Source organism: Saccharothrix sp. ST-888 (assembly GCF_000955975.1).
In the GTDB taxonomy this organism is placed as follows: Bacteria; Actinomycetota; Actinomycetes; order Streptomycetales; family Streptomycetaceae; genus Kitasatospora.
In genome coordinates, this window is record NZ_JYJF01000075.1 from 1 (window position 1) to 19,700 (window position 19,700).

At 72.6% G+C, this 19,700-nt stretch carries 15 protein-coding genes and 1 pseudogene; 10 read left to right on the top strand and 6 right to left on the bottom strand.

The window, feature by feature from the left end; genetic code table 11:
* The 3 genes and pseudogenes from UK12_RS22125 to UK12_RS22135 all read left to right on the top strand — a co-directional run.
* Positions 1–294 (top strand): annotated as a pseudogene (locus UK12_RS22125) (nucleoside deaminase); the annotation flags it as partial.
* Between the two features lie 570 nt (positions 295–864).
* Positions 865–2,670 (top strand): putative Ig domain-containing protein, encoded by a 1,806-nt coding sequence (locus tag UK12_RS22130; protein ID WP_231591334.1) that lies wholly within the window; start codon positions 865–867, stop codon positions 2,668–2,670.
* A gap of 95 nt (positions 2,671–2,765) precedes the next feature.
* A complete protein-coding gene (locus tag UK12_RS22135; protein ID WP_045304835.1) occupies positions 2,766–3,353 on the top strand; it encodes an AAA family ATPase in 588 nt (195 codons plus the stop codon).
* A gap of 39 nt (positions 3,354–3,392) precedes the next feature.
* Here UK12_RS22135 and UK12_RS22140 read toward each other — a convergent pair whose 3' ends face one another.
* Complete coding sequence (locus tag UK12_RS22140; RefSeq protein ID WP_045304836.1) at positions 3,393–5,150, bottom strand: hypothetical protein; 1,758 nt, start codon at positions 5,148–5,150, stop codon at positions 3,393–3,395.
* Between the two features lie 234 nt (positions 5,151–5,384).
* Entirely contained in the window at positions 5,385–6,875 is a 1,491-nt protein-coding gene (locus tag UK12_RS22145) for a lipase maturation factor family protein (protein WP_045304837.1), read from the bottom strand.
* Between the two features lie 275 nt (positions 6,876–7,150).
* On the opposite strand from UK12_RS22145, the gene UK12_RS22150 reads away from it, so the two are divergent.
* The 4 genes from UK12_RS22150 to UK12_RS22165 all read left to right on the top strand — a co-directional run bounded on the left by UK12_RS22150 (position 7,151) and on the right by UK12_RS22165 (position 10,857).
* Positions 7,151–8,113, top strand: coding sequence for an EamA family transporter (locus UK12_RS22150; RefSeq protein WP_082119831.1), 963 nt, complete (start codon positions 7,151–7,153; stop codon positions 8,111–8,113).
* Between the two features lie 116 nt (positions 8,114–8,229).
* On the top strand, positions 8,230–8,643 hold the full coding sequence (locus tag UK12_RS22155; RefSeq protein ID WP_197085074.1) for a cupin domain-containing protein: 414 nt from the start codon (positions 8,230–8,232) through the stop codon (positions 8,641–8,643).
* Positions 8,644–8,831: 188 nt separating this feature from the next.
* Positions 8,832–9,914, top strand: coding sequence for a sugar ABC transporter substrate-binding protein (locus UK12_RS22160; RefSeq protein WP_045304838.1), 1,083 nt, complete (start codon positions 8,832–8,834; stop codon positions 9,912–9,914).
* A 79-nt stretch (positions 9,915–9,993) separates the two neighbouring features.
* Positions 9,994–10,857, top strand: coding sequence for an Fpg/Nei family DNA glycosylase (locus tag UK12_RS22165; protein ID WP_045304839.1), 864 nt, complete (start codon positions 9,994–9,996; stop codon positions 10,855–10,857).
* Between the two features lie 46 nt (positions 10,858–10,903).
* Here UK12_RS22165 and UK12_RS22170 read toward each other — a convergent pair whose 3' ends face one another.
* Positions 10,904–11,950, bottom strand: a complete 1,047-nt coding sequence (locus UK12_RS22170) for an NAD(P)-dependent alcohol dehydrogenase (protein ID WP_045304840.1) — start codon at positions 11,948–11,950, stop codon at positions 10,904–10,906.
* Between the two features lie 187 nt (positions 11,951–12,137).
* Between UK12_RS22170 and UK12_RS22175 the strand changes: the two genes are divergently transcribed.
* Complete coding sequence (locus tag UK12_RS22175; protein ID WP_045304841.1) at positions 12,138–12,998, top strand: helix-turn-helix transcriptional regulator; 861 nt, start codon at positions 12,138–12,140, stop codon at positions 12,996–12,998.
* A 49-nt stretch (positions 12,999–13,047) separates the two neighbouring features.
* Positions 13,048–13,368: a hypothetical protein gene (locus tag UK12_RS22180; RefSeq protein WP_052682061.1), complete on the top strand. Its 321-nt coding sequence runs from the start codon at positions 13,048–13,050 to the stop codon at positions 13,366–13,368.
* Positions 13,369–13,452: 84 nt separating this feature from the next.
* Here the strand turns inward: UK12_RS22180 and UK12_RS22185 are convergent, their stop codons facing one another.
* Positions 13,453–15,744 (bottom strand): M9 family metallopeptidase, encoded by a 2,292-nt coding sequence (locus tag UK12_RS22185; RefSeq protein ID WP_045304842.1) that lies wholly within the window; start codon positions 15,742–15,744, stop codon positions 13,453–13,455.
* A gap of 296 nt (positions 15,745–16,040) precedes the next feature.
* Here UK12_RS22185 and UK12_RS22190 point away from each other — a divergent pair, with 296 nt between their 5' ends.
* Positions 16,041–16,952: a zinc-binding dehydrogenase gene (locus UK12_RS22190; protein WP_045304843.1), complete on the top strand. Its 912-nt coding sequence runs from the start codon at positions 16,041–16,043 to the stop codon at positions 16,950–16,952.
* Positions 16,953–17,032: 80 nt separating this feature from the next.
* Here UK12_RS22190 and UK12_RS22195 read toward each other — a convergent pair whose 3' ends face one another.
* On the bottom strand, positions 17,033–18,634 hold the full coding sequence (locus tag UK12_RS22195) for an ABC transporter permease (RefSeq protein ID WP_045304844.1): 1,602 nt from the start codon (positions 18,632–18,634) through the stop codon (positions 17,033–17,035).
* Complete coding sequence (locus UK12_RS22200; RefSeq protein WP_045304845.1) at positions 18,631–19,605, bottom strand: ABC transporter ATP-binding protein; 975 nt, start codon at positions 19,603–19,605, stop codon at positions 18,631–18,633. The genes UK12_RS22195 and UK12_RS22200 overlap by 4 nt, the downstream gene beginning before the upstream one ends.
* Between the last annotated feature and the right edge of the window lie 95 nt (positions 19,606–19,700).

The window sequence follows — 19,700 nt, forward strand, 5'->3', positions numbered from 1 at the left end:
GCCGAGACCGCGGCCTTCCGCGCGGCGGGCCGACTGCGCGGCTACGGCCGCACCACGATGGTCACCACCCTGTCGCCCTGCTGGTACTGCTCGGGCCTGGTACGGCAGTTCGGGATCGGCCGGGTGGTGATCGGCGAGTCCCGCACCTTCACCGGCGGCCACGACTGGCTGGCCCGGCACGGCGTACGGATCACCCTGCTGGACGACCCGGAGTGCGTCCGGCTGATGACCGACTTCATCGCCGCCCACCCGGACCTCTGGTCCGAGGACATCGGCACCGAGCCGGTCGCCTGACCAGCGGTTCTCCCCCCAGCTCGGCGCACGTGTCGTCGGCATACCCACAAGTCCCCTATCCCGTCAGGCAATTGATGGACAAGGACCAGTAAAGGCTGGGCGCTCGGCCTTGTCCCCGCCCGTGACCCGTCAGTAGCGTCATGGCCACACCGCCCGGCCCTGCCGTCCGCGGTGCCGCCGTTGGCGCGCCCACTGCGTGTCATGTGCCTGCCACCGGCATCGGAGTACCCCAACTCCCGTACAGCGCAGAGACGCCGGCCCGCGGCCACCAGCCGCAGCCGCTCAGCACATGCCGAGATCCGTCAACACGGGCACGGACCCGCACCGGCGAAACCCCACGCCGGCGGACGTGCCCTCGCCCCCACGGAGGGTCGACCCTTGCGCTTCCACACCCCAAGCGGTGCACGCCTGCCCAGGCCCCGCAGATTGCTCGCCGCCCTGCCGGCCCTGGCGATGGCCGCCACCGGCCTGCTCGCCGTCGCCGCCCCGAGCGCGACCGCGGCCGGCCACTCGCCGGACTCCGGCGTCACCACCAAGCGCCTGTGCGCGGCCCCGAACCACCCCGGCGAGATGGCCTGTCTCGCACTGGCCCGCACCGACATCGCGCCGAGGCCGTCCCTCGCGCCGAACGCGACCCCCTCCGGCCTCGGCCCGAGCGACCTCACCTCCGCCTACAAGCTCCCGTCCGCCGCGGGATCGGGCGCCACGGTCGCCATCATCGACGCGCAGGACGACCCCAACGCCGAGTCGGACCTGGCGACCTACCGCTCGACGTACGGTCTGCCGGCCTGCACCACCGCCAACGGCTGCTTCAAGAAGATCGACCAGCGCGGCGGCACCAGCTACCCGGCCGCCGACAGCGGCTGGGCCGGTGAGATCTCGCTCGACGTCGACATGGTGAGCGCGGTCTGCCCCAACTGCCACATCCTGCTGGTCGAGGCCGACACCGCCGACATGAACAACCTCGGCGCGGCCGTCAACGAGGCCGTCGCCCTGGGCGCGAAGTACGTGTCCAACAGCTACGGCGGCTCGGAGGACTCCACCGACCCGAGCTCCGACAGCAGCTACTTCAACCACCCCGGCGTCGCCATCACCGTCTCCTCCGGTGACTCCGGCTACGGCGTGGAGTACCCGGCGGCCTCCCAGTACGTGACCTCGGTCGGCGGCACCAGCCTGAGCCGCGCCTCCAACGCCCGCGGCTGGAACGAGAGCGTCTGGGGCACCAGCTCCGGCGGCCAGGGCGCCGGCTCCGGCTGCTCCTCCTACGACTCCAAGCCGAGCTGGCAGAGCGACAGCGGCTGCGGCAAGCGCACCGTCGCCGACGTCTCCGCCGTCGCCGACCCGGCCACCGGTCTCGCGGTCTACCAGACCTACGGCGGCAGCGGCTGGGCGGTCTACGGCGGCACCAGCGCCTCCTCGCCGATCATCGCCAGCGTCTACGCACTGGCCGGCACCCCCGCCTCCGGCAGCTACCCGGCCTCCTACCCGTACGCGCACGCCTCCTCGCTCTACGACGTGACCAGCGGCGCCAACGGCAGCTGCTCGCCGTCCTACCTCTGCACGGCGGGCGCCGGCTACGACGGCCCGACCGGCCTCGGTACCCCGAACGGCACCACGGCCTTCACCTCCGGCGGCAGCACCGGCGGCAACACCGTCACGGTCGCCAACCCGGGCAGCCAGACCACCGCGCAGGGCGGTTCGGTCAGCCTGCAGATCTCCGCGAGCGACTCGGCTTCCGGCCAGACCCTCGGCTACAGCGCGAGCGGGCTGCCCACCGGACTGTCCATCAACTCCTCCACCGGTCTGATCACCGGCACCGCGAGCGCGGCGGGCACCTACAACACGACGGTCACCGCAACCGACTCCACCAACGCGAGCGGCTCGGCCAGCTTCACCTGGACGGTCACCGGCTCCTCCGGCGGCTGCACCGGGACCCAGCTGCTCGGCAACTCGGGCTTCGAGACCGGCAGCGCCGCGCCGTGGACCGCCACCAGCGGCGTGATCGACAACTCCAGCGGCGAGCCCGCCCACTCCGGCAGCTGGAAGGCGTGGCTGGACGGCTACGGCTCCTCGCACACCGACAGCCTCTCGCAGACCGTGAGCATCCCGGCGGGCTGCAAGGCCAGCCTCAGCTTCTGGCTGCACATCGACACCGCCGAGTCCGGTAGCACCGCCTACGACAAGCTCACCGTCCAGGCGAACTCCACCACGCTGGCGACCTACTCCAACGTCAACGCCAGCTCGGGCTACGTCCAGAAGACCTTCGACCTGTCCTCCTACGCCGGCAAGACGGTGACCCTCAAGTTCACCGGTGTCGAGGACTCCTCGCTGCAGACCAGCTTCGTCATCGACGACACCGCCCTCAACATCTCCTGACCCGACGCCAGTCGAGGGGCCGCAGCCAAGGGCTGCGGCCCCTCCGCGCGTTGGGACCGCCGGGCCCTGGCGCCGTCGGGCGCTAGGGTCTGGCCATGCTCACTGTGCTGGTGAACGGACTGCCCGGGGCCGGGAAGACGACGCTCGCGCGGGCCCTGGCCCGGGAGTTGGGGCTTCCGCTGTTCAGCAAGGACTCGGTCAAGGAGACCCTGGCGGACAACCTCGCCCCCGCGCGCCCGGCCGGCTGCACACCCCGCGAGTGGAGCCGGATCCTCGGAGTGGCGGCGGGCGAGACCCTGTGGACCCTGCTGGCGGAGGCCCGGGGCCGGGCCGTCCTGGAGAGCCCGCTGCTGGCGCACCTGCGACCGGTCGTCACCGCCGGACTCCGGCGCGCGGGGGTGACCGAGGTGCACGAGGTGTGGTGCGAGGTCCCGTTGGAGCTCGCCCGGCGAAGATTCGCCGAACGCAGCGCCGACCGGCATGCCATCCACCCCGAGCGCAGCGGACTCGACGGCGACTGGGAGCTGTGGGCCCGCGGCGCCGAACCGCTCGGCCTCGGGACCGTCCGCCGGGTGGACACCTCCGGTCCGGTGGACGTCCCCGCGCTGGCCGCTCTGCTCAGGTCCCACGGGCGGGACGGGCAGGACGGAACGCGAGGGGCGGCCGGCTCCGGCTCCCGGTGAGGAGTGGATCCGGCCGCCCCTGCGGCAGCGGTGGGACCGTCAGCCGCGGACCTCGCTGACGGCCGCGCCGAGGGCCTCCTTGATACGGGGGCCGAGACGGGCGAACCCGAGCTCCTTCATGGCGGCCCGGAGGAGGTCGTCCTCGGTGCGCTCGACGCCGTCGCCGTCGATCCAGCGGACCAGGGAACGGAGTTCGCCCGGCGTGTAGGCGGTGATCGGCTGACCGGCGGTGAGCGAGGGCTTCCGCGGACGGCGGACTCGCTTGGGACGCTCCTGCTCAGGGGCCGCCTCGACAGCAGCGACGCCCTCGGCCACGGGCTCGGCCACCGGCTCCGCGTCGGACGCGGCGACAGTCTCCGCCTCGACGACCGGCTCGGCCTCTGCCACTGCCTCAGCTTCTGCCGCCGTCTCGATCACGCTCTCGGACTCAGCAGCGATCTCGACCTCAACCTCGACAGCCTCGACCTCAGCAGCCTCCACAGCGACCTCAGCCTCGACCTCAGCAACCTCCGCAGCGACCTCAGCCTCGACCTCAGCAGCCTCCGCCTCGGCCTCGACCTCAGCAGCCTCCACAGCGACCTCAGCCTCGACCTCAGCAACCTCCGCCTCGACCTCAGCAGCCTCCACAGCGACCTCAGCCTCGACCTCAGCAACCTCCGCCTCGGCCTCGACCTCAGCAGCCTCCACAGCGACCTCAGCCTCGACCTCAGCAACCTCCGCAGCGACCTCAGCCTCGATCACGGTCTCGGGACGCGCCGCCGGGATCTCCGGCTCGGCGGCCGGGGCCTCCTCCGCACCGGGGTCGGTCTCGGTCCGCGGACCGGCCGCGAGCACCTGGCGGGCGGCCTCCAGGCCGCCGTCCTCCGTGTCGGCGGCGCCGGTGTGGCGGTCGTACGCGGCGAGGGCGGCCTCCCGGTCGGCCTGACGCTCCGCCAGTTCGTCGAACAGGTCGGTGAGCCCGGCGGCGGCCAGCTCGGCCCGGAGGGCGCGCAGCGTGGGCAGCCGGTAGAGGGTGCCCTCGTCGGCGGCCAGGCGGTCGACCAGGTCGGCGAGTTCGCCCAGCGGGGCGGTCTCCAGGTCGCGGCCGGGCAGCAGTCGGCCGAGCGCGCGGACGGCCTCGGCGAGTGCCTCCACCGCCTGGGCGGCTGCGGTGAGCCGGTCCGCGTCGGCGGGTACGACCGGCCGGACCCGGCGCGGGTCGGCATCGGCGGAGGCGGCGAGGGCCGTCCAGTCGGCACGCTCCGCCGCGGCCGCCGCGAGGGCGTCGTGCAGGTCGGCCCGGCGGGCCCGGCCGCCGGCGGCGAGCTGCCTGGCCTGGGCGCGCAGCGCCCGGCGGCGGCTCCAGGAGAGCTTGACGCCCTGTTCCTTGCGCCAGCGGGAGCCCGCCGTGGCGGCGGTGAGTGCGGCCAGGTCGGCTTCGTACGCCTCCGGCCGGAGCTTGGCCGACGTGCCCTGCACACGTCGCAGGACGCCGATCACCAGGCCTAGGGCGATCACGCTGTCCGGCTCGTCCAGACCGCCGGGGGCGATCAGTGCGGTGACGGCGGCGCGGGTGGCGAGGACGTCCCGGCTGCGCAGTTCGGCGAGCACGGTGGAGGCGGCGCGGGCGTCCTCGGGGCTGCCGACGGCCTCGTCGGCCGGGTACCAGGGGTGGGAGTCGGCGGCCAGGGTGAACCCGCCGAGTTCGGCGTACTTGCCGAGGGCCTCGCGCGGGCCCGGCCGGGCCTCGGTGTCGGGTGTGGCCGCCGGGTCGTCCGCCGACGCGGGCTCGGTGTCGTTCTGGTAACGCACAGTCATGGTGATGTCCGGTTCGTGGCAGGGCAGACAGGGACGGGACGGGCATCGTCCGGCGGCGCGGGCGGGAGGAGCGCGGTGGCCGGCGCGGGCGACCAGGATACGGGTGGGCGTTCGAGGCGCGCACGCACCCGGCCCGGTGGGCCTCCGGGTGACACACCCCTTTGGCTCACGGAGGCACCGGCGGCCCGCTCGCACAGGCTCGGCAACCCCGGTGCGCGGCCGGGCCGCAGCCGTTCACGGGTCCTCCCGCGCCGGCCGGCGCCGTGCGGTGCCCGCTGCGCGCGGCGCCAGGTAGGCCAGGTCGCGGTAGGTCACGGGAGGAAGGTACTCGCGTACCAGCGTCCGTTCCCACCACGCGCCGGTCGCACGCAGCGTGCGCCAGTCGGTGAACCGGTAGCGGTAGAGCAGCGCCCGTACGTGGTGCGGGGGTTCGCCCGGGAACGGGTTGTGCCGCAGCAGCCCGAGCGTGTCCGGGTCGTTGACCAGCAGTCGGGCGACGAAGGCGGCGAACCACGGGCGCCCGTACACCGGGGAGATCGCGGCGAACCACATCAGCCAGTCCAGCCGGAGGTGGTACGGCGCGAACTGGCGCGGCAGCCGCCGCAGCTCGCCCGGTTTGCCCTTGAAGGCGTACTCGCGCCACTGCACGCCGGGCCCGAGCTCCTGTGCGCGGGTGCCCTCGACCACCACCTCGAAGCGGATCCGGTTGATCGAGCCGAAGGCGCCGTAGGCGTTGACGAGATGGAACCGGTTGTATGAGCGGTTCATCAGCTGGCGACGGGAGACCAGGTTGCGGGCGGGCCAGTAGCTGAGGACGGCGAAGAGCACCGCCACGGCGAGCACCGGCAGTTGGAACCAGAGCGGAACGGGGTGCAGGACGGGCGGCGCGGGCAGCGGGAGCAGCCGGGCGACCGACGGGGTGTCGACGGCGGAGAACGCGAGGGCGATGGTCAGCCAGTTGAGCCAGGCGAAGTTGCCCGAGGCCACCAGCCAGAGCTGGGTGACCACGATCACCAGGGCGGCCGCGCTCGCGATCGGCTGGGGCAGGAAGAGGCAGACCGGGACGACCAGTTGGGCCACGTGGTTGGCGGCCACCTCGGCCTTGTGCACCGGTGCGGGCAGGTGGTGGAAGAACCAGCTGAGCGGTCCCGGCATCGGCTGGGTCTCGTGGTGGTACTTCAGGCAGGTCAGGTCCCGCCAACAGCGGTCGCCGCGCAGTTTGATCAGCCCGGCCCCGAACTCGACCCGGAACAGCAGCCAGCGCAGCAGCCACAGGATCAGCACCGGCGGCGCGACCCGGGCGTTGCCGAGCAGCGCCGCCAGGAATCCCGACTCCAGCAGCAGCGACTCCCAGCCGAAGGCGTACCAGGTCTGGCCGACGTTGACGATCGAGAGGTAGAGCACCCAGAGCAGCGCCCAGCCGAGCAGCGCCGCCCAGAGCGGGACCAGGTCCAGCGCACCGGCGAGGACCGCCGCGGCCAGTGCGGCGCCGCTCCAGCAGACGGTGGCGAACGCGCGGTCGGAGTAGTACAGATGGAACAGGCTGGGCGAACGGCCCAGCGGCACCCGGGCGGTGAAGCGCGGCACGGGCAGCATGCCCCGCTCGCCGATCAGTGCACGGAACTGGCAGGCGGCGGCCAGGAAGCCGATCAGGTAGAGCGCGGCGATCAGCCGTTGGAAGACCAGCCGCCCGAGCCAGTAGTCGGGTGCCGCGAACCACTCCACGCCGGCTGCTCCTCCCACGCCTCCCGGGGGTCATGCCTACCACTCGCCGGTCGCCGGACGGGATCCGGCGAGCGGCGCGCACGCCCGGTTCAGCCACTCGGCGGACCGGCGCACGGCCGGGCCCGCACCTCCACCGGGAGCGGTCCGCGCGCCCGGTACTCCCTCGGCGGCTTCCGGAACCGGACCCGGCCCCGGCCGGGGCGTCCATTCCCCTCGCGCCCGGCGCCCCGGCTGTGGTGCGATACCCGGTACAGCACCAATACCGGGAGATACTCATGACCGCTGCTCCACGGCAGTCCCGTCCCTCCGTCCCCACCATCCCTGAGCTGCCCACCGGCGATGGCACCGTCCGTCCCCGGATCAGCGGCGCCGCGTGGGCCGCACTCGCCATCGTCTACGTCGTCTGGGGCTCCACCTACCTGGCCATCCGAATAGCCGTCGAGACCATGCCGCCGTTCCTCTCGGCGACCGCCCGGTTCGTCACGGCGGGGCTGCTGCTGGCCGCCCTGCTGGTGTGGCGGCAGGGGCCGTCCGCGCTGCGGGTGACGCCGCGCCGGCTGGGGTCGGCGGCGCTGGTCGGGGTCCTGCTGCTGCTCGGCGGCAACGGCCTGGTGGTGCTGGCCGAGCAGTCGGGGGTGCCGTCCGGGCTCGCCGCACTGCTGGTGGCCGCCGTCCCGCTCTGGGTGGTGCTGCTGCGCCGCGCGTCCGGCCAGCGCACCTCGGCGGTCACCGTCGCGGGCGTGCTGGTCGGCCTGGCCGGGCTCGCGGTGCTGACCGTGCCCGGCCTGAGCGGTGAGGTGAAGCTGACCGGGCTGCTCGTCGTCATCACCGCGACCCTGATGTGGTCGACCGGCTCCTTCCTCGCCGGACGACTGCCGATGCCGCGCAACCCGCTCGCCGCCAGCGTGTACGAGATGCTCGCGGGCGGGCTCGCCTGCCTGCCGGTCGCGGCCGCCAAGGGCGAGCTGCACGACCTGGACCTGTCGGCCGTCTCCACCCACTCCTGGCTGGCGCTCGGCTACCTGATCGTGTTCGGCTCGCTGGTCGCGTTCAGCGCGTACGCCTGGCTGCTCCAGTCCGCCCCGCTGCCGCTGGTCGCGACCTACGCGTACGTGAACCCGGTGGTGGCCGTGTTCCTCGGCTGGCTGGTCCTCGCCGAGCCGTTGAGCCTGCCGATCGCCCTTGGCGGAGCGATCGTGGTGGGCGGGGTGTTCCTGGTCGTCCGCAGCGAACGGTGAGCCGGACGGGGAGTCAGCGGGCGAAACGGTGAGCCGGACGGGGAGTCAGCGGCGGTTCGGGCGAGCATATTGACGGACAGTCACTCTGCTTATATCAGTAGTGAAGGAGCGGCCCGGTGGACCACCCCGCATTCGAGACCTGGAGCGTGGCACAGGCTGTCGTGGTCCGCGCTCCTGACGGCGCCACCGTCCGCCCGCTGGCGGCGCTGGCGGGCCAGGGCAGTCTGGCCCAGTTCGAGTTGCCGCCCGGCGGCATCTCGCAGGCGGTCTCGCACGCCACCGTCCAGGAGATCTGGCACGTCACCCAGGGCACCGGTCAGATCTGGCGCCGCCAGGACGGCCGCGAGGAGGTCGCTCCGCTGCGGCCGGGGACCGTGCTCACGATCCCGCTCGGCACGGCCTTCCAGTTCCGTGCCGCTCCGGACTCCCCGCCGCTGCAGATCACCGCCGTCACCATGCCGCCGTGGCCGGACGTCGACACCGAGGCCCGGCCCGAGCAGGGCCCCTGGTCGGCGAACCTCGCCCACTGAGTCACCTGTTGAAGGCTTGACGGAGATGTGTCCGACTCGTCCCGACTATCCGCATGAATTCTTCACAGAGTGGTGTCCCGTTCGAGCACTCCCACCCTGATGGTTTAATTCTTGACGCCAACTCGCGCGGACGCTTGACTCCCTCCCTCAGCCGCGTCGGTGCGGCGCTCTCAGGGAGGCACCACCCCATGAACGCGATGACGCGTCGGATCATCGTCGGCACGACCGCTGCGTCGATGGCGCTGACGCTGGCCGCCTGCGGCCAGGACAGCAGCAAGAGCTCGACCTCGAGCAACAAGACCGTCGGCCTGCTGCTGCCCGAGAAGACCTCGTCCACCCGGTACGAGTCCTTCGACAAGCCGCTGATCGAGTCCTCGATCAGCGGGCTGTGCACCAAGTGCACCGTCGACTACGCCAACGCCGACGGCGACGAGCAGACCCAGAAGCAGCAGTTCGACGACATGCTGAACAAGGGCGTCAAGGTCATCATCCTCGACCCGGTGAACGGCCAGGGCACGGCGTCCTGGGTCGACGCGGCCACCGCCAAGGGTGCCAAGGTCATCGCCTACGACCGGCTGGCCACCGGCAACGTCGCCGCGTACGTGGCCTACGACTCCGAGCGGGCCGGCGAGCTCCAGGGCCAGGCCATGCTCGACGCGCTCGGCAGCAAGGCCGCCGGCGCCAACATCGTCATGATCAACGGCGCCGAGGCGGACCCGAACGCCGCCGACTTCAAGGCCGGCGCGCACAAGGTGCTGGACGGCAAGGTCAAGAAGGTCGTCTACGAGCAGTCCGGCGAGTGGAAGCCCAACGTCGCCGCGCAGAAGATGAACGAGGCGATCCAGAAGCTCGGCAAGGACGGCTTCCAGGCGGTCTACTCGGCCAACGACGGCATGTCCACCGCGATCATCGGCGCCCTCCAGTCCGCCGGGATCAAGAACGTCCCGGTCGGTGGACAGGACGCCTCGATCGACGCCGTCCGCCGGGTACTCGCGGGCGAGCAGGCGTACACCATCTACAAGCCGTTCCGGCCGGAGACGGACGCTGCCGCCAACCTCGCCGTCTACCTGATCCAGGGCCTGGACGTCACCTCGGTGGCCACCACGGTGACCGTCAGCGGCGGCAACCGGATCCCGTCGACGCTGCTCACCCCGCTGGTGGTGACCAAGCAGCGGGTCGCGGAGACCGTGATAGCGGGCGGTCTCTACAAGGCCTCCGACATCTGCAACGACCAGTACGCGGACGCCTGCAGCTCGGCAGGGATCAAGTAGCACTCCCCGCCCCCCTGACCTGGGGCCGCCCCCGGGGCGCCGACTCGTGGCGGCGGTCCGGCCGGGCCAGACTGGCCGTGTGCCGGAACTGCCCGAGGTCCAGGCCCTGGCCGAGCGGATGGCCGAAGCCTCCGCCGGCCGGACCGTCGCCCGTGTCGAGGTGCTCTCCGTCCAGGTCCTCAAGACCTTCGACCCCCCGGTGAGCGCGCTGGAAGGGCGCGCCGTCGAGGGAGTCGGCAGGTACGGCAAGTTCCTCGACCTCCGGACGACGGGCGGCCCGCACCTGGTCCTCCACCTGGCCCGGGCGGGCTGGATCCGGCACCGGGCCGCCTTCTCCGCCAAGCCGGTCCGCCCCGGGCGCGGACCGCTGGCCCTCCGGCTGGTCCTGGACGACGGCTCGGGCTTCGACATCACCGAGCAGGGCACCACCAAGCGGCTCGCCGCCTACGTGGTCACCGACCCGCACCTGGTGCCGGGCATCGGCCGGCTCGGTGCCGACCCGCTCGGTGAGGGCTTCACCCCGGCGGTGCTGGCCGGACTCGCCGCAGGCGCCCGGCAGCGGCTCAAGACCTTCCTCACCGACCAGTCCGTGCTCGCCGGGATCGGCAACGCCTACTCGGACGAGATCCTGCACGCGGCCCGCCTCTCCCCGTACGCGATAGCCTCCGCCTTGGGCGAGGAGCAGGTGGCGCAGCTGTACACCGCCGTCCGTGAGGTGCTCGGGAGTGCGGTGGCCCAGGCCCACGACGCGCCGGCCGACGCGCTGAAGTCCGAGAAGAAGGCCGCTCTCGCGGTCCACGGCCGCTCCGGCGAGCCCTGCCCGCGCTGCGGCGACACCGTCCGCTCGGTGAACTTCGCCGACAAGTCCCTGCAGTACTGCCCCACCTGCCAGACGGGCGGCCGGGTCCTCGCCGACCGGCGGCTGTCCCGCCTGCTCAAGTAGCCTGCCGGGGAAGCCGCGACGGGTTACTTGAGCCGGCGGGCGCCCGTCAGGCGGCGAAGGTGGCGAGGTCGATGACGAAGCGGTAGCGGACGTCGCTGCTGAGGACCCGCTGGTAAGCGTCGTTGATCTCCTCGACGCCGATGATCTCGATGTCGGCGCCGAAGCCGTGGGCGGCGCAGAAGTCGAGCATCTCCTGGGTCTCGCGGATGCCGCCGATCATCGATCCGGCCAGCGACCTGCGGCCCGCGATGAGCGAGAACATGTTGACCGCGTTGGGCTCGGCCGGGGCACCGACGTTGACCAGGGTGCCGTCGACGGTGAGCAGCCCGAGGTAGGCGTCCATGTCCAGGGTGGCGGAGACGGTGCTGACGATCAGGTCGAAGCTGCCGGCCAGCTCGGTGAAGGTGGCCGGGTCGGAGGTGGCGTGGAAGTGGTCGGCGCCCAGCCGCAGGCCGTCCTGCTGCTTGCGCAGGCTCTGGCTGAGGACGGTGACCTCGGCACCCAGCGCCTTGGCGATCTTCACACCCATGTGCCCGAGGCCGCCCAGACCGACGATGGCGACCTTCTTGCCCGGACCGGCCTGCCAGTGGCTGAGCGGGGAGTAGAGGGTGATCCCGGCGCAGAGCAGCGGTGCGGCGACGTCGAGGTCGATGCCCTCGGGGATGCGCAGCACGTAGTTCTCGTCGACGACGATGTGGGTGCTGTAGCCGCCGTAGGTGGGCTGTCCGTCGGGGCCTGCGGGGTAGGTGCCGGTCATGCCCTTCAGGCAGTACTGCTCGTTGCCGGCCAGGCAGTTGACGCAGGTGCGGCAGGAGTCCACGAAACAGCCGACGCCGACCCGGTCGCCGACCGCGTGCCGGGTGACGCCGGAGCCCACCTCGGTGACGATTCCGGCGATCTCGTGGCCGGGGACCATCGGGAAGTGCGCCTGGCCCCAGTCCTCGTTGACCTGGTGGATGTCGGAGTGGCAGATGCCCGCGTACTTGATCTCGATCAGGACGTCGTGCTCGCCGACCGCGCGGCGGGTGATGGTGGTGCGCTCCAGCGGTGCCTTGGGGGCGGGTGCGGCGTAGGCGGCGACGGTGGTGCTCATGGCGGCTGGTCCTCTGCTGGCCCGGTGGATCCGGCTGCTCCCGGCCCGGTACCCGTCTCGGTTTCGGTGTCGTCGTCCATCCTGCGGCGGGCGGCGGCGTCCACCCAGGGCCGAGTTCTTCCCCGGAACCGGCGAACCTGGGAACCGTTGGACCTGGGGTCCGGCAGAACCCCTTTAGGATCGAACCATGGGGAATCGAGCTGAGCTGAGCACCTTCCTGAGGTCCCGCCGGGCCAGGCTGAAGCCTGAGCAGGCGGGGCTGCTGCAGTACGGCGAGCGCCGCCGGGTGCCCGGTCTGCGCCGGGAGGAGCTGGCCCAGCTCGCCGGGGTCAGTGTGGACTACTACGTACGGTTCGAGCAGGGCCGTTCCGAGAACGTGTCCGACGCGGTGATCGACGCCGTGGCCAGCGCGCTGCGGCTGGACCAGGACGAGCGCGCCCACCTGTTCCGGCTGGCCCGGCCGCACGCGGTCAACGGCAACGCGTACAGCTCCTCGTCGGCCCAGGTGGTCCGCCCCGGGCTGCGCCGGCTGCTGGAGTCGGTTCCGGAGGTGCCCGCGTACGTGATCGGGCGGCGGACGGACATCCTGGCCTGGAACGAGATGTTCTCGGCGCTGCTGCTGGTCGACCTCGACGGGCTGCCGTCCGAGCAGCGCAATCTCGCCTGGCTGGTGTTCTGCCACCCGGAGGCCCGGGCGCGGTTCGTGGACTGGGAGGGCAAGGCCAGGGACCTGGTCGCCTATCTGCGGATGGATGCCGGGCGGCATCCGAGCGACGCGGACTTCGCCACGCTGGTCGGCCAGCTGTCCGAGGCGAGCGCGGACTTCCGGCAGCTGTGGGCGAACCAGGAGGTCCGCGACAAGACGCACGGCGCACACGATCTGCGCCACCCGGCGGTCGGCGAGTTCACGCTCTCCTACGAGACGCTGCGGCTGCCGGACGACCCGGACCAGTCCCTGCTGCTGCACACCGTGGAGGCGGGTTCCCCCTCGGAGGCCGCCCTGCGGATCATCGCCCGCCGCAGGCACCTCGTGGGCCGCGTAGGCTGACGCCGCTGGCCGGTCGAACAGGTTGACGGGGCGGAACGGAGGGCGGGCCATGGCTCGTTGGGCGCTGGTGGTCGAGGAGAACGTCGGGAGCGGGGAGAACATGATCTGGGCCCCCCGGGTCCTCACCGAGGTCGAGGGAACCCGTGAGCAGGCGGTGGCCGCACTGAAGCAGCTCGTGCCCGGCTACATACCCGACCACCCGATGATGGCCAAACAGCGCACCCTCTACCGGGACGGCGACTCCTACCTGCTGGCGTCCCGGGGCGCCATGCGCACCTTCCACTGCGTGTTCAAGGTCTGGGAGGTGCTCTGGGACAGCGAGCGCCCCGAGATCCAGCAGCACCGCCTCGGCGAGGAGCCGGCCGGCTGACCTCCCGGGGCCGGGTGGGGCGCCGTCGGAGCCCGGGCTCCGACGGCGCCCCACCGCTGTGGCGGTCCGCGCCGAGTACGAGGCTCAGTACGAGGTGGACAGGCTCACCGAGCCGAAACCGGACTTGGCGTACAGGCTGAGGTAGACGATGCCGGCCGGCGGGTTGGTGACGGTGAGCATCTCCGCGTTGCCGGTCTGCGTCGAACGGGCACTCCAACTGCTCGTCGTGGCCCAGCCGTTGGGGTTGTAGTACAGGTCGGCGTCCCCGGTTCCGCCGGTCGAGGTGACGGTCAGCCAGCTGGTGCCGGCCGGGATCCGCAGGTACAGGTAGCTGTAGTTCCCGGTGGTGGCGGCCAGGTTGCCGCGAGCGCAGTTCTGGCCGAGTTCACGGGTGTCGGCCGAGGTGCACTCGGCCACCGGCGGCGTGCCCGGTCCGCAGTTCCCGGCGCCGCAGGCGGTCAGCCAGGCCGCGAAGTCGCTGTCGTAGCGGGTGCCGATGGTGCCGGTCAGCAGGGTGCGGGCACCGGCCCAGTCGCCCACCCGGAAGTGGCCGAGCAGGGTGTCGACGTCCGCGCGGTGCGACTGGAGCATGTAACGGACCGCCAGGTAGCCCCAGTTGTAGATCCTGGTGGTGTCGTTGGCGTAGGTGGTGTCGAAGAGGGTGCTGAGCCGGTACGTGCCCCGGGCCGCCTGGGCCATCGCCGCGTCGTAGCTGACGTTGCGGTAGGAGTAGGACACGTACTCGGCGAAGCCCTCGATCCACCAGACGGTCGGCGTGGACACCCCGGCGTCGAAGTCGCCGTACATGTCGAAGCGGCCGTCCAGGTAGTGGGTGTACTCGTGGTTGAGGTTCCAGATCTGGAAGCTCGGCCGCAGCCACTCGGCCTCGTAGGCGACGAAGCGCGGCTGGTTGCCGGTCGCGGCGGGGTCGCCCTCCACGTACATGCCGCCGTTGTCGGTGCTGATGCCGAAGATCAGGCCCGCGTAGGTCTGGTAGTCGGCGCTGGAGTGGAAGACCACGACCTCGATGGTCGAGTTGTGGTCGTCGGCGACCGGGCCGTTGTCCTTGACGATGCCGTGGACGTAGGCGTCCTGCCCGCGCAGGCTGGCACAGGTCGCGTCGAGGTCCGTCGTGCCCATCTGCTGGGCGACGATGCGGATGCTGGGGCTGCAGGTGTAGGCGGTGGTCAGGACGGCGGCGCGCAGCCGGGCGGCGAGGTCGCAGGTGCCGTAGTAGGCGCAGTCGCCCTGGTCGAAGCTGTCGGTCATCCCGGCGAGGCCGGTCCACAGCGGTGCCGTGCGGCCGGTCATGCTGCTCCGGCCGAGCAGGTCCTTCACCAGCGGCCGGGTCTTGTCGAGGAGTTCGGCGTGCTGGAGGAAGCGTCCGAGCTCGCGGCCCGCGTTGGCGGTCAGGTAGGACTGGTCGGTGCCGAGCAGTGCGTCGTTCGCGACGGCGAAGTCGTGCAGGGTGTCGAGCAGGCTCGGGTCGGCCTGCACGGCGGCGGTGAACTCGGGCAGTTGGTGGCCCCGGAAGAGCACGGTGTAGGTGTTGTTGACGGCGCTGAGCATCCCGTACGAGGAGTTGTAGCTGCCGGGGTCGTAGCCCTTGAGCAGGCGCTGCACGACGTACAGGTAGCGGGCGTTCTCCTGGGCGCTGTCGATCAGCGTGACGGCCTCGGCGAGCACCGCGCCGTTGGCGTCGGTGACGTCACCGGAGTGCGGGTTCGCGTAGAACGCGTCCAGGCCGCCCCGGATGGCCGTCTGCAGCGCGGTGCCGTAAGTCCCCACGGTGGAGGCGTTGTTCCACTGGACGTAGTAGCCGGCCCGCAGGAAGAGCACCAGCTGTTCGGTCGAGGTGCTGTCGTTGCCCGGGTAGCCGGCGGAGACGTCCCGCAGCGCGTCGGCGACGCTGACCATCTGCGGCTCGCGGAAGGCCAGGTAGGCGTCGTTGCCGGTGAGCGTGAAGAGGGTGTTGACGCAGTCGACGCTAGCCGACTCGATCTGCTGGACGAGGGCGCTGCCGGTGCGGCCGGTGAAGTCGGACACGTTGCAGGCGGCGGCGGTTGCGGCCCGGGGAGCGGCACGGCCGGGGCGGGCCGGGACAGCCGGCACCCTGAGCGGGGCGCGGTGGGCCGCGTCCACGGCCCCCTGGCGGCTCTCGTCGGCGGCGGCGTCCGGCGCGGCGGGCCTGGCCGCCGCCTGCGGCGGCAGGCCGGGCGGGACGGCCGCGACCGGGGCTACGGCGGTCGGGGCTGCTGCGGGCGCGGCCGCTGCGTGGGCCTGGGCGGCGGGCGTGAGCGCGGCGAGGCCCAGGCAGCACGCCAGCGCTGCGGTCAGCAGCCTGGGCAAGGCCCTCGGTATGGAAGGGGTACTCATGTGGGGGGACTCCTGGCCGGTCTGCGGGCACGCCCGAGGGCACACCCGAGGAGGAGGACGGACCGTGGTGGCCAAGGCGGTTGGGGCACTCCTGGCCACCCGGCGGAGAGTGTGACATGTACAATGGCATACATCACATGGCTGGAGAAGAGCCCCTGTCGTCGGAGTTTCAGCGCACGCACCGCTCGACCGACGTTCCGTCAAAGTCCTTGAGGGGATGGGGAATGCCGGGGACGATGCCCCGGTTCGGATACGACATCGCTCCGAGACCATCCACACGAAGGGCTGTCAGCTCCATGCGCGCACTTGTGGCAGACCACTCCGCCGTCGGCCGACTGCAGCTCGACGAGGTGCCCGACCCGGTGCCCGGCGCCGACGAGGTGCTGATCCGGGTCGCCGCCTTCTCTCTCAACTACGGTGAGCTCCCGAAGGCCGACGGCCTCACCCCGGACGGCACCGTCCCCGGCTGGGACACCGCCGGGGTGATCGAGCAGGCCGCCGCCTCCGGGCGCGGGCCGAAGGTCGGCGACCGGGTCGTCGCCTTCAAGCAGTCCGGCGGCGGCTGGGCCGAGCTCCGGGCCGTCCACCTCGACGAAGTGGCCGTCCTCCCCGACGACGTGACGTTCGGCCAGGCCGCCACCCTGCCCACCGCGGCGGTGACGGCACTGCGCGCCCTGCGCCGGGGCGGGCTCGCGGCCGGCAAGCGGGTCGCGGTCACCGGCGCCTCCGGCGGGGTCGGCACCTTCGCCGTCCAGCTCGCCCACCTGGCCGGGGCCGAGGTCTACGCCCTGGTCGGCAGCAAGGCCCGCGGCGAGGGCCTGGCCGCGCTCGGCGCCGACCATGTGGTCACCGGCGCCGAGGAGATCGACCAGCCGATCGACCTCGTCCTCGACAACGTCGGCGGCCCGCTGCTCACCGGCCTGCTCGGGCAGCTCGCCGAGCACGCCGTGGTGGTCTCGGTCGGCGCCACCTCCGGCCAGCCCACCGAGTTCGCGGCGTACCAGCTGCTCGGTGGCGAGATCAGCCTGCACGGCTTCCGGCACGGCGGCAGCGCCGGGGCCGACCTCGCCGAGCTGTCCCGCCTGGTCGCCGACGGCCGCCTGCGCACGCCCGTCGACTGGGAGGGCGACTGGTCCAAGGCGGGCGAAGCCGCCCTGGCCCTGCTCGACCGCCGCATCCGCGGCAAGGCCGTCCTGACGATCGGCTGAGCGGCTCCCGGGCCACCGGGTGTCCCCGACCGCCGGGGGCACCCGGTCGCCGGGGCCGGTGCCCGTCTGCTGAACCCCGGTCAGCCGAGGTCGCGACGGTCCAGGGCGGCCAGGCCGATGGCGGTCAGGACGGCGGTGACCGCGGTGAGCCAGAGCAGGGGCTGCGGCTCGAAGGCACCACCGGGCAGGCGCGGCAGGTGGCTGAAGGGCGAGAGGTCGAGCACCAGGTGGGGGAAGCGGAGGACCGGACCGAGCCAGCCGATCAGCAGGAAGGCGCCCGGCACCCCCCAGACCGCAGCGGTCCACCCCGGCCGCAGTCCGAAGATCACCAGCACGACGGCCGCCGTCAGCCACACCGCGGGCAGTTGGGCGAGCGCGCCGCCGACCAGCCCGCCGAGCCGTCCGGAGGAATCGCCCAGGACCGCGCCCGCCGTCAGCCCGGCGGCCAGGCCGCCGGTGGCCAGCAGCGCCGCCGAGCCGAGCAGCGGGAAGAGCAGGTGCCCAGCCGCCCAGCCGGCCCGGGAGACCGCTGCCGCCAGCACGGGCTCCGCGCGTCCGCCGGTCTCCTCGCCGCGCAGCCGCTGCACCGACTGGACCGCGTAGAGCGCGGCGACCATGCCGAGCAGGCCGAGGATGCTTGCCAGGTAGGCGTCCACGACGGCCTGCCGACCGCCCAGCCGGCTCAGGATGTCGGCCAGTTGCCGGTTGTCCCCGGCCAGCGAGGCCACTCCCCGGGCCACCGACCCGGACACCGCGCCCGCCACGGCGAAGCCGGCGCACCAGCCGTACAGGGTGGCGCTCTGCAACCTCCGGGCGAGGGCGAGTTGGCTGCGGAGTGCGGGCGCGGCGGTCGCCGGTCCGGGCCGCTGGGGCAGCAGTCCGGCGCCCTGGTCGCGCCGGCCGACCAGCGTGTACGCCGCCGCGGCCAGCACGCAGGCCGTGAGCAGCCCGAGCGCGACGGCCCACCAGCGGTCGCCCGCGAACGGCCGGACCTGCTCCGACCAGCCGAGCGGCGAGAGCCAACGTGCCTGTCGCACCACGGAGTCGGGGCCCGCCGCATCCCCGGCCGCGCGCAGGACGAAGGCGAGGCCCAGTACGGCGCCCGCGGCACCGTTGGCCGCCCGGCCGGTCTCCGCGATCTGGGCGGCCACGGCCGCGACCCCGGCGAAGACCGACCCGGCGGCGGCCAGCGCAAGCCCGAACGCCACTGCGCCGCCCACGGGTTGGCCGAGTACCGCAAGACCCGCCGCGACCAGTGCGGCGAGCAGCAGATCCGCGACGAGCGCGGTCAGCAGCGCGGCGGTGAGCGGCGCCCGGCGGCCGACCGCCCCGGCGCCGACCAGTTCGAGCCGTCCGTCCTCCTCCTCGGCCCGGGTGTGCCGGACCACCAGCAGAATGCTCATCAGCCCGGCGAGTGCCGCTCCGAAGGCGCCCATGCGCCAGGCCGTCAGCCCGCCGAGGCTCGCGTCGTACACCGTCCCGTAGAGGGCGCGCAGCGAGCCGTTGGCGTTCATGCTCGCCGCGAACTGCTCGCGGGCGGCGGCGGTGCCGTAGAGCCTGCCGAGGCTGTACCCGGTGGAGACGGTCGCGGCGGCGAGGACGTAGACCCAGGCCGGAAGCATGATCCGGTCCCGGCGCAGGGCCAGGCGGAGCAGAGTGCCCGTGCCCGCAAGGCCGTTCACGACCCCACCCGGGCACTCTGCTCGTCGGCCCCGTCCGCGCCCTGGGCCCGCACGCCCTGCCCGTCGGTCCCGTCGACTCCCTGGGCCCGGTCGCTCCGGTAGTGGCGCAGGAACAGCTCCTCCAGCGTGGGCGGTCGGCTGACCAGCGAGCGCACCCCGGCGGCGGTGAACCGGGCGAGCAGCGGGTCGAGTTGCCCGGTGGCCACCTGGCAGCGGACCCGGTTGCCCCGGATCTCCAGGTCGTACACCCCGGGCAGACCGGCCAACCCGTCGGGTTCGGAGGCCAGTTCGGCCTCGATGGAGGTGCGGGTGAGATGGCGCAGCTCGGCCAGTGTGCCGGTCTCCACCGTGCGGCCCTCCCGGATGATGCTGACCCGGTCGCAGAGCGCCTCCACCTCGGACAGGATGTGACTGGAGAGCAGCACGGTGCGTCCGCGCTCGCGCTCCTCGGCGACGCAGGCGCGGAAGACCTCCTCCATCAGCGGGTCGAGGCCGGAGGTCGGCTCGTCCAGGACCAGCAGCTCGACGTCGGAGCAGAAGGCGGCGACCAGGGCGACCTTCTGCCGGTTGCCCTTGGAGTAGCTGCGGCCCTTCTTGGTGGGGTCGAGTTCGAACCGCTCCAGCAGTTCGGCGCGGCGGGCGGGATCCGGCCGGCCGCGCAGCCGTCCGAGCAGGTCGATGATCTCGCCGCCGGTGAGGTTGCGCCAGAGTGCGACGTCCCCGGGGACGTAGGCGAGCCTGCGGTGCAGCTCGACCGCGTCGCGCCAGGGGTCGCCGCCGAGCAGGCGGGCCGTACCGGAATCGGCCCGCAGCAGGCCGAGCAGGACCCTGATGGTCGTGGACTTCCCGGCCCCGTTGGGGCCGAGGAAGCCGTGCACCTCGCCCTGGGCGACCGTGAGGTCGAGTCCGTCCAGGGCCCGAGTCCGGCCGTAGGTCTTCACCAGGCCGGACACCGTGATGGCGGTAGTCATGGCGCCCACGGTACTCTTGTTTCACAGAATCGTGAATGTTCTGAAGTCCATGGACTTCGATGACCTTCGCAGCAGCGGCTTTCACGACGACGGCG

Excerpts from the sequence above, each read along its gene's own strand:
- UK12_RS22170 (WP_045304840.1), bottom strand. The coding sequence starts at position 11,950 with ATGAGCACCACCGTCGCCGCCTACGCCGCACCCGCCCCCAAGGCACCG.
- UK12_RS22180 (WP_052682061.1), top strand. The coding sequence starts at position 13,048 with ATGGCTCGTTGGGCGCTGGTGGTCGAGGAGAACGTCGGGAGCGGGGAG.
- UK12_RS22140 (WP_045304836.1), bottom strand. The coding sequence starts at position 5,150 with ATGACTGTGCGTTACCAGAACGACACCGAGCCCGCGTCGGCGGACGAC.
- UK12_RS22160 (WP_045304838.1), top strand. The coding sequence starts at position 8,832 with ATGAACGCGATGACGCGTCGGATCATCGTCGGCACGACCGCTGCGTCG.
- UK12_RS22175 (WP_045304841.1), top strand. The coding sequence starts at position 12,138 with ATGGGGAATCGAGCTGAGCTGAGCACCTTCCTGAGGTCCCGCCGGGCC.
- UK12_RS22130 (WP_231591334.1), top strand. The coding sequence starts at position 865 with ATGGCCTGTCTCGCACTGGCCCGCACCGACATCGCGCCGAGGCCGTCC.
- UK12_RS22200 (WP_045304845.1), bottom strand. The coding sequence starts at position 19,605 with ATGACTACCGCCATCACGGTGTCCGGCCTGGTGAAGACCTACGGCCGG.
- UK12_RS22190 (WP_045304843.1), top strand. The coding sequence starts at position 16,041 with ATGCGCGCACTTGTGGCAGACCACTCCGCCGTCGGCCGACTGCAGCTC.
- UK12_RS22185 (WP_045304842.1), bottom strand. The coding sequence starts at position 15,744 with ATGAGTACCCCTTCCATACCGAGGGCCTTGCCCAGGCTGCTGACCGCA.
- UK12_RS22135 (WP_045304835.1), top strand. The coding sequence starts at position 2,766 with ATGCTCACTGTGCTGGTGAACGGACTGCCCGGGGCCGGGAAGACGACG.
- UK12_RS22150 (WP_082119831.1), top strand. The coding sequence starts at position 7,151 with ATGACCGCTGCTCCACGGCAGTCCCGTCCCTCCGTCCCCACCATCCCT.